Source organism: Pantoea sp. 18069 (assembly GCF_902706035.1).
Lineage (GTDB): Bacteria > Pseudomonadota > Gammaproteobacteria > Burkholderiales > Burkholderiaceae_C > Comamonas.
The window spans coordinates 1-7,385 of record NZ_CACSJA010000063.1; the positions used below are offsets into that span (position 1 = coordinate 1).

The window sequence follows — 7,385 nt, forward strand, 5'->3', positions numbered from 1 at the left end:
CGCACTTCAAGCGCCACAGCCAGGCGGGCATGGTGATGGTGAACCTGCCCACGGCAGGCGTGGACTACCACGTGCCGTTTGGCGGGCGCAAGGGTTCGAGCTACGGTCCGCGCGAGCAGGGCCGTTACGCCCAGGAGTTCTACACCACGGTGAAGACCGCCTATACGCTGGCCTGAAGCTAGGGCCTGGCGCCGGCCGGCTGCGTTCTTTGCAGTTGCTCGTGCAGGATGCGCCGGATTTCAATGATCGCCTGGGGGTGCTCCTGCACGCTGTGGCCCGAGGCAATCACCAGCTCCGACGCCGCGCCGGGCAGGTGGGCGCTGGCGTAGGGCACGATGCCGTCGCTCGAGTCGGCCAGCGGCAGCCCGGGCTCGGCGTCGCCGATGATCGAGTGGTAGCGCAACTGCGGGGCGAGCGGCAGGTTGGACGCCAGGCGCACGAACGGGTCCTCGTCGCTGAGGTTGTCTATGCTGTTGGGAATGCGCAGCAGGCCCTGCTTGCCCGGCCGGGGCTTGAGCTGGGCCAGTGCGCGCGTCACGTCGCCGACCTGCTCGAGCATGGAAAACGGCAGCGTGATCAGGTTCGCGGCCCAGCGCGCGATCCGGTGGTTGGCAAACGCCGTGCCGCGGTGCGGGGCGGCGATGAAGATGGCGTCGGTGATCGAGGGCAGCGGCTCGAAGTTGAGCAGCGGTGCCATGCGCCGCTGCAGCGCGGCCTGCTGGCCGGGCTGCAGCTGGTAATCCTCGAGCAGCCGGTCCCAGATCTGCGCGCCGGTGGACGACACCAGCAGCCGCGCGAGCACGCCGCCCATGCTGTGGCCTATCACCGTGGTGTGCTGCGACGCCGCGGACAGGCCCTGCGGGTCGAAGTGCGCGAACGTGGCCTGCAGCGCGTCGCGGATCGCGCGGTTGTTGAGCGCCAGCGGTGCATTCGTCGGGTAGTAGACCTGCCAGATCTGGTAGTTTTGGCGCAGCGTTTCGTCGCCCAGCACTTCGTTGGCGACGTTGATCCAGGCTTCGGGGCTGCTTGCGAGCCCGTGCAGCATCAGCACCACGCGCCGGCCCGGGTCATAGGGCTGCATCAGGTAGATCTGCGGGCGCAGCAGCCCGTTGTCCAGGCCCAGCAGCGAGCGCAGGGCCTGCACGGAAAAGCCCGAGCGCGCGAGCCACAGGCCGTAGCCCGAGGTGAAATTGGCCGCCAGCGGCACCTGCTCGCCCGCGAGCAGCACCTTGTTGAAGCGGTAGGGGTCGTACATCTGCACATGGACGACGCGCGTCTGCAGCACTTCGGCCAGCGTTGCCCCCTCGAAGCGCAGCAGCGCCGTGAGCGCGGGATAGGGCGCTTCCTGGAAGGGCTGGTCGGACGAGAGGGTGGGCAATGTGTCGAGCGGCTCGTCGGGCGCGCCCGACGGCTCGTCGGTGGGGAAGACCGCGACCAGCTCCGCGCCGAAGCCGTCGCGCCGGTAGATGTTGCGCAGGCCCGAGAACGTCAGCGACGAGGCCGGAATCAGCTCGCGCGGCATCTGCGCGTCGCGTGGCAGCCAGATGCCGCCGAGGCTGGTGTGCAGCGTCCAGCCATTCCAGGGCAGCACCGACGCGTCGAGCGCCGCGAGATGGCGCTGCTGGCTGTGGTGGAACATGCCGGTGATGGCCTGCTCCACGGCGTGGTTGTAGTAGTCGCGCACCTGGGTCTGGCGGTCTTCGAACATACGCTCGCCGGGCTTGCGCGACGAAAAGAACAGGTAGGCGTAGGCGTGGCGCGCGGCTTCGAGCCAGGCATCGATTTCGTCGCTGCCGTGGCTGTTGGGCGCGGCGCGCTGGGCCTGCAGCGCGGCCTGCGTCCAGAGCTCGGCCAGCGCGGACAGGCGCTGGTCGTCGTTGAGCCCCGGCGTGCTGACGATGTTGTCACGGCATTGGACGGGCAGCTCTTCGCAGCGCTTGCGCTCGAGGCCGATCACGCGCAGGGTTTCCTGGGTCGCGGCGCTGAGCGTGCCGGCCGTGAGGATGTCGGAGCGCCGCTGCGACAGATAGTCCGAAGGCGGGAGGGAGCTGACCTGGACCCCGGCGCAGCCGGCGAGCAAGGCGGCGGTGCACAGCGTGAGCCAACGCGCTGCGGCAAGGCGCCGGGCGTGCGCCAGCACGGGGCGCATAAGGGTCGACAGGGACATGGAATCGGGCCTCAGCGCGCCTGCACCGGCAGGTCCTGCCGGATGGCGGCGGAAAAATCGGCGTCGGGGCGCACTTGCTGCGCACGTTCGGTGATCCGCCCCTTCTCTTGCAGCTCCTGCAGCGAGTAGCCGCCCGTCAGGCCGCCGACTTCCTGCACATAGGCCGGCAGGTAACCCGACAGCAGCAGGCGCGCATCGAGCGGCAGGCCAGGAACGATGCGCTCCATCATCGCGTAGACGATGGTCGTGCAGTTGGCGGTCAGCGTCTGGTAGAAGCGCGGCGTTGCGCGCAAGGCGTCGGACTCGTCGAGGTATTGCTCGAACAGCGCGCGCATCGCCGGCTTGGACATGTGCACGCGGTAGAGGTAGACGTCTTCATCGCGCACGCGCGCCCGCACGCCCAGGATGTCGCGTTCGTCGGCGGCCACCAGCGCGAGCTCGTAGCGCTTGAAGAACCCGGCCAGCGCCGAGTACTGCTCGCCGCGCTCCTTGCGGACTTCGACCGAGAACACCAGCTGGCGGCCATCGTCAAAGCCGAAGGACACGAGCGTGTGCGCAATCGCCGGGCCCATCCAGTACGACAGTGCCATGTCGACCGAGCGCAGGCGGTCGAGGTCGTAGCGCCGGGTTTCCCAGCGCACGGTGTAATCGTCTTCGCTGCGCCAGTCGAAATTGCGCACGTTGTGCAGCAGCACTTGCGCGCCCTGGCGTTCGGCGCGCAGCGTGCGCGCCACATCGGCGGCCCAGACGCGGTCGTTCGACGGCGTGATCGAACCCCACCACAGGCCCAGCAGCACGCAGCCCGCGGCCAGCAGCCCCCAGGCCCGCCAGGAGCGTGGATCGGCGCTGGCCAGCAGACAGGAGGCGCCCACCCAGATCACCCACAGGCCGGCAAGCGCCGCGGCGGCGAACCGCCCGCCCGGCGCCTGGCTCCACAGCGCCAGCGCGCCGAATGCCGCGAGTGCCAGTCCCAGCAGTGCGCCGAGCGCGCGCGCGCAGCCGGCCCATACGCGCCCCGGAGGTGGTGCTTGTTTGGCATGGTCGCGGGGCAAGGGCATGGTGGGGCAAGGAAAAAGAGGGATGGGGCAGAAAACCGGCGCGCAACGCGGCGGGTGAGTTTGTCACAGGTGCAAGATCAATGCCCGTCGAAGTCGACGAGGGTGTACAGCGGCAGCTTGCTTTCGCGCAGGCGATCCGAGCCGCCGAGTTCGGGCAGGTCGACGATGGCCGCGCCTTCGATCACCTGGGCACCGAGTTTTTCCAGCAGTTTCCTGCCGGCCATCATGGTGCCGCCGGTGGCGATCAGGTCATCGATCAGCAGCACGCGGTCGCCGGGCTTGACGGCATCGGCATGCAGCTCGACGGTGGCGCTGCCGTATTCGAGCTCATAGGTTTCTTCCACGGTGGTGAACGGCAGCTTGCCTTTCTTGCGGATAGGCACGAAGCCGACATTGAGCTCATAGGCGACCACGGCGCCGAGGATGAAGCCGCGCGCGTCCAGGCCCGCGACCACGTCGGGGCGCAGGGCCGGGTCCATGTAGCGGTGCACAAACGCATCGATCAGCACGCGGAAGACTTTCGGGTCCTGCAGCAGCGGCGTGATGTCGCGGAACTGCACGCCCGGCGCGGGCCAGTCGGGAACGGTGCGGATGTACTGCCGAAGGTAGTCGTTGATGGTGGTGTGGAGCATGGCGACGCGGTATTCGGGGACGGGGCTGGGCGTGGCCCAGCGGCTGCAGGAGTGTAAACAGGCCATCGCCAAGGTCAAGCGGGCTGACCTGTACCGCCCGCGGGATAACGCCGCCGCCGCCCTGCATGACCCCACACGCACCTGCCTATGCCGGTGCACCGGGCGCAGGCCCTAAAATCCGGGCATGAATTCTGCAGCAGCTTCCACGCGTCCTTTTGACGGCCCCCAGGCCTTGCAACTCGCGCGTGACACCCTCGGTATCGAGGCCCAGGCCCTTCTGGCCCTGTCCGACCGCCTGTCTCCCGTGTTTGCGCAGGTCGTCGAGCGCGTGCTCGACATCCGCGGCCGGGTCGTGGTCATGGGCATGGGCAAGAGCGGCCATGTGGGCCGCAAGATCGCCGCCACGCTGGCCTCCACCGGTACGCCGTCGTTCTTCGTGCACCCGGGCGAAGCCAGCCATGGCGATCTGGGCATGGTCACGGAAAACGACCTGGTGCTGGCGCTGTCCAACAGCGGCGAGAGCGACGAGATCGCGGCCCTGCTGCCCGCGCTGCGGCGCCAGGGCGTGCCCGTCGTCGGCATGACCGGCAACCCCCGCTCCACGCTGGCCCGCCATGCGGACTGGGTGCTCGACACCTATGTGGAACGCGAAGCCTGCCCGCTGAACCTCGCGCCCACGGCCAGCACCACGGCCCAGCTCGCGCTGGGCGATGCGCTGGCGGTGGCGCTGCTCGATGCGCGCGGCTTCAAGACCGAGGATTTCGCGCGCTCCCATCCCGGCGGCGCGCTGGGCCGCAAGCTGCTGACCCATGTGGGCGATGTGATGCGTGCGGGCACGGACGTGCCACGCGTGCCGGCCGATGCGCCTTTCCTGCTGCTGATGCGCGAAATGAGCGCCAAGGGCCTGGGCGCCTCGGCCATCGTCGGCGACCAGGGCGAACTGCGCGGCGTGTTCACCGACGGTGACCTGCGCCGGCGCATCGAACAAGGCGCCGACCTGCTGAGCACCACGGCCGGTGCAGTCATGCACCCCGGACCCCGTACCATCCAGGCCGATGCGCTGGCCGTCGATGCCGCCCGGCTGATGGAGCAGTACGGCATCACTTCGGTGTTCGTGACCGAGGGCGCCGACCAGCTCGTGGGCGTGGTCCATATCCGCGATCTGATGCGCGCCAAGGTGATCTGATGCAACGTCCCGCTCTTGCCCCGGCGCTCGACTTCGCGCCCCAGTTGCTGCTCAAGGCCCAGGGGGTGCGGGTGGTGTTTTTCGACGTCGATGGCGTGCTCACCGACGGCGGCCTGTATTTCACCCACGAAGGCGAAGTCATCAAGCGCTTCAACACGCTCGACGGCCATGGCCTGAAACTGCTGCAGAAAGTGGGCATCACGCCGGTGGTGATCACGGGGCGCGACTCGGCGCCGCTGCGCCTGCGGCTCAAGAACCTGGGCGTGGAGCATGCGCGTTTCGGCACCGAGGACAAGAAGCCCGCGGCCGAGGAGTTCCTGCAGACCCTGGGGCTGGACTGGAGCCAGGCCGCGGCCATGGGCGACGACTGGCCCGATCTGCCCGTGATGCGCCGCGCGGCCATCGCCTGTGCGCCCGCCAACGCGCATGCCCAAGCCCAGGCCGCGGCCGATTACGTGACCCAGCGCCCGGGCGGGCAGGGCGCGGCGCGCGAATTCTGCGATCTGCTGCTGGTGGCCTCGGGCCGTTACGCCAGCTTGCTTGAAAGCTACGCATGACACGCCCCCCATGGCGCCGCGGCTGGGAAAGCTTCACCATCTATCTGCCCGTGATCCTGATGTGCCTGATGGCGCTTGCCAGCTGGTGGCTGGTGCGCAATGCGCCGTCGGCGCTGCCGGCCGTGGCCGCGCGCGCGCCCGTGCATGAGCCCGACTATTTCATGAAGGACTTCTCGGTGCAGAACTTCGACGCCGCGGGCCGCATGACGCGCCAGCTGCAGGGCCAGATGGCGCGCCACTACCCCGACACCGACACGCTGGAGATCGACGGCGTGCAGATCCATGCCAAGGCCCCCGACGGCCGGCAGACCCGGGCGACCGCGCTGCGCGGCCTGAGCAACGGCGACGGCTCCGAAGTCCAGCTGTTTGGCGATGCGCGCGTCACGCGCGAAGCCATGCAGCTGCCCGATGGCAAGCGCTTTCCCGAATTGCGCTTCGAGGGCGAATTCCTGCACGCCTGGACCAACGAGGAACGCGTTCTTTCGGACCAGCCCGTGGTGCTGTGGCGCGGCGCGGACCGCTTCACGGCCGATCGCCTCAACTACGACCACCTGGAGCAGGTGCTGCAACTCGACGGCCGGGTCCGCGGGGTGCTGCAGCCCGCGCCCGCCGCCGCGGCGGGGCGCTGAGCATGACTGCACCCGCGCGTCCCCTGGTGTTCATTACCGGCGCTTCCAGCGGCATAGGCCAGGCGCTTGCGGGGCGTTTCTACGCCCAGGGCCATGACCTGGCCCTGGTGGCCCGCAATACCCAGGCGATGCACGACTGGGCCGCGTCCGCGGGGCTGGACCCCGCGCGCTATGCGGTCTACGGCGCCGATGTATCCATTGCCGACAGCATTGTCGACGCCGGCATGCAGTGCCTGGCGCGCCAGGGCCTGCCGCAGGTAGTGGTGGCGAACGCGGGCGTGAGCTGGGGCATAGATTCCGCCGAGCGCGAAGACCTGGGCGTGATGGCGCAGCTGTTTGCGACCAACAACCTGGGCATGGCCGCAACCTTCCACCCCTTCATTCGCGCGATGCAGGCCCGGGGCTCGGGCACCCTGGTCGGCGTGGCCAGCGTGGCGGCGATCCGTGGGCTGCCGGGCCACGGCGCCTACTGCGCGAGCAAGGCCGCGGTGGTCAGCTACTGCGAGAGCCTGCGCGGCGAACTGCGCGCGCACGGCGTGCGCGTGGTGACGCTGTTGCCCGGTTATGTCGCCACGCCGCTCACGCGCGACAACCGCTATGCGATGCCGTTTCTTCTGACTGCCGATGACTTCGCCGAGCGCGCCTGCCGGGCGATCATGCGACAAACCAGTTACGCGGTGATTCCCTGGCAGATGGGCGTCGTGGCCAAGCTGTTGCGGCTGTTGCCCAACGCGGTATTCGACCGTCTGTTACAAGGCCGGCAAACCAAACATCGACATAAGCACACCAGTTAGCAAAAGCGGGCGTTGTGGCCCCGCAGGCATTACCTGAGCGCGAGCGCGGATTTTGTGCGGCGGCGGACAAACATGGCGTCCTGCTGCCGGCGACATACTCATAATGTAAAAAAAGGCTTCAATTGAAGCCTTTTTGTTTTCGTGCGGACGGATTATTCGCCGTGGTTATTGCCGTAGCCACCACGACCGCCGCCACCGCCGCCGCGCGGGCCCGAGCCGTAGGGGCTGCGGAAACCGCCATCGTTGCGGCCACCGGCATAACCGCCGTCGCGATTGCCGCCGCCGTAGCCGCCGCCTTCTCGGCCGCCACCACCACCACCATAGCCGCCGCCGCCGCCGCCGCCGCCGCCGCCGCCATAGCC

General features: G+C 68.8%; 8 protein-coding genes and 1 pseudogene. 5 read left to right on the forward strand and 4 right to left on the reverse strand.

Features of this window, described 5'->3' with window-relative positions:
* The coding region (locus GVL12_RS25260) for an aldehyde dehydrogenase family protein (RefSeq protein WP_159917398.1) at positions 1–176 on the forward strand (176 nt) is incomplete at its 5' end.
* Between the two features lie 2 nt (positions 177–178).
* On the opposite strand, the gene GVL12_RS25265 is transcribed toward GVL12_RS25260, so the two are convergent.
* The 3 genes from GVL12_RS25265 to GVL12_RS25275 form a co-directional block, all read right to left on the reverse strand.
* Positions 179–2,167, reverse strand: coding sequence for a triacylglycerol lipase (locus GVL12_RS25265; protein WP_235033979.1), 1,989 nt, complete (start codon positions 2,165–2,167; stop codon positions 179–181).
* Positions 2,168–2,178: 11 nt separating this feature from the next.
* Positions 2,179–3,225, reverse strand: a complete 1,047-nt coding sequence (locus GVL12_RS25270) for a DUF4105 domain-containing protein (protein ID WP_159918314.1) — start codon at positions 3,223–3,225, stop codon at positions 2,179–2,181.
* A 77-nt stretch (positions 3,226–3,302) separates the two neighbouring features.
* Positions 3,303–3,857 (reverse strand): adenine phosphoribosyltransferase, encoded by a 555-nt coding sequence (locus GVL12_RS25275; protein ID WP_159918315.1) that lies wholly within the window; start codon positions 3,855–3,857, stop codon positions 3,303–3,305.
* Between the two features lie 184 nt (positions 3,858–4,041).
* Here GVL12_RS25275 and GVL12_RS25280 point away from each other — a divergent pair, with 184 nt between their 5' ends.
* Genes GVL12_RS25280 through GVL12_RS25295 form a run of 4 tightly spaced genes read left to right on the forward strand, consistent with a single transcriptional unit; the run spans position 4,042 to position 7,023 of the window.
* Positions 4,042–5,043, forward strand: a complete 1,002-nt coding sequence (locus GVL12_RS25280) for an SIS domain-containing protein (RefSeq protein ID WP_159918316.1) — start codon at positions 4,042–4,044, stop codon at positions 5,041–5,043.
* Positions 5,043–5,600, forward strand: coding sequence for an HAD family hydrolase (locus GVL12_RS25285; RefSeq protein ID WP_159918317.1), 558 nt, complete (start codon positions 5,043–5,045; stop codon positions 5,598–5,600). The genes GVL12_RS25280 and GVL12_RS25285 overlap by 1 nt, the downstream gene beginning before the upstream one ends.
* Positions 5,597–6,229: an LPS export ABC transporter periplasmic protein LptC gene (gene lptC, locus GVL12_RS25290; RefSeq protein ID WP_159918318.1), complete on the forward strand. Its 633-nt coding sequence runs from the start codon at positions 5,597–5,599 to the stop codon at positions 6,227–6,229. The genes GVL12_RS25285 and lptC overlap by 4 nt, the downstream gene beginning before the upstream one ends.
* Before the next feature lie 2 nt (positions 6,230–6,231).
* Entirely contained in the window at positions 6,232–7,023 is a 792-nt protein-coding gene (locus GVL12_RS25295) for an SDR family oxidoreductase (protein WP_159918319.1), read from the forward strand.
* A 152-nt stretch (positions 7,024–7,175) separates the two neighbouring features.
* Here the strand turns inward: GVL12_RS25295 and GVL12_RS25300 are convergent.
* Positions 7,176–7,385: pseudogene (locus GVL12_RS25300) on the reverse strand (hypothetical protein); the annotation flags it as partial.